We start from the raw sequence: 1,457 nt of genomic DNA, 5'->3' as shown, positions 1-1,457 counted from the left end.
GGGGGACCGGGGGGTGGCGAACTGGACACGGCGCCTGAATCTACCGCCGGCGCGGACCGCCGGCCGCGCCGCGGGGCGCCGGCCGGCGGCCCCGCTCCCGCCCGGGCGCGCCCGCCGTCCGCACCGGCTCCCCGGTCACCGCCCGGCACCGCCGGTCACCTCGGCCGCTCGTCCACGACACGCAGGATCTTGCCCACCGAGCGCTCCAGGGTGTCCGGCGCGACCACCTCCACCTCGGCGCTCACCCCGACGTGCTCGCGGACGGCGGCGGCGAGCAGCACGGCCGCACCCGCTCGGGCGACCGGGTCGGCGTCCGGGCGGTGCTCCACCCGGACGGTGAGCTCGTCCAGCCGGGCCGGTCGGCGCAGCAGCAGCTGGAAGTGCGGGGCGAGCGCCGGCACCCGCAGCACCTGCTCCTCGATCTGGGAGGGGAAGAGGTTCACGCCGCGCAGGATGATCATGTCGTCGCTGCGCCCGGTGATCCGGGCCATGCGCCGGAACCCGGGCCGGGCGGTCCCCGGCAGCAGCCGGGTCAGGTCGCGGGTGCGGTACCGCACCACCGGCAGCGCCTCCCGCGTGAGCGAGGTGAGCACCAGTTCGCCGTGCGCTGCCGCGCCCAGCACACCGTCGCCGAGCGGGTCGACGACCTCCGGGAGGAAGTGGTCCTCCCACACGTGCAGGCCGTCCTTGGTCTCCACGCACTCGCTGGCGACCCCCGGCCCCATCACCTCCGAGAGCCCGTAGATGTCCACCGCGTGCAGGCCGAAGGCGTCCTCGATCTCCGCGCGCATGTCCTCCGTCCACGGCTCGGCGCCCAGGACCGCGGTCCGCAGCGAGGCCGCCCGCGGGTCCAGCCCCTGCCGGCGGAACTCGTCGGCGATCGCCAGCAGGTAGGACGGCGTCACCATGATCGTGTCGGGGCGCAGGTCGTGGATGAGGCGGACCTGCCGCGCGGTCTGCCCGCCCGAGACCGGGATCACGGTGCACCCCAGCCGCTCCGCCCCGTAGTGCGCCCCCAGCCCGCCGGTGAACAACCCGTAGCCGTAGGCCACGTGCACCTTCTCGCCGGGGCGGCCGCCGGCGGCCCGGATGCAGCGGGCCACGAGGCCGGACCAGGTGTCGAGGTCGCCCCGGGTGTAGCCGACCACCGTCGCGCGTCCGGTGGTGCCGCTGGAGGCGTGCACCCGCAGGACGCGGTCCATGGGCACGGCCATGGCGTCGAAGGGGTAGGCGTCGCGCAGGTCCTGCTTGGTGGTGAACGGGAACCGCGCGAGGTCGGCGAGCCCGCGCAGGTCCTCCGGTGCCACGCCCGCCGCCCGGCACTTGCGGCGGTAGAAGGGCTGGTGGTCGTAGGCGTGCCGCAGCGTCCGGCGCAGGCGCTCCAGCTGGTGGCGCTCGACCTCCTCCCGCGGGGCGCGCTCCATGGGGTCCAGCGAGGCGGGGTCCGGGGCCGGTGC

1 protein-coding gene is annotated in these 1,457 nt (G+C 76.3%); it reads right to left on the bottom strand.

Features of this window, described 5'->3' with window-relative positions; genetic code table 11:
* Positions 1-155: 155 nt before the first annotated feature.
* Positions 156-1,457, bottom strand: a 1,302-nt coding sequence (locus tag DEF28_RS26480) for an AMP-binding protein (RefSeq protein WP_199493572.1), incomplete at its 5' end; no start/stop codon positions are given.

It is taken from the genome of Marinitenerispora sediminis (genome assembly GCF_003336425.1).
GTDB lineage: Bacteria > Actinomycetota > Actinomycetes > Streptosporangiales > Streptosporangiaceae > Marinitenerispora > Marinitenerispora sediminis.
This window is presented reverse-complemented; position numbering and strand designations above follow the sequence as displayed.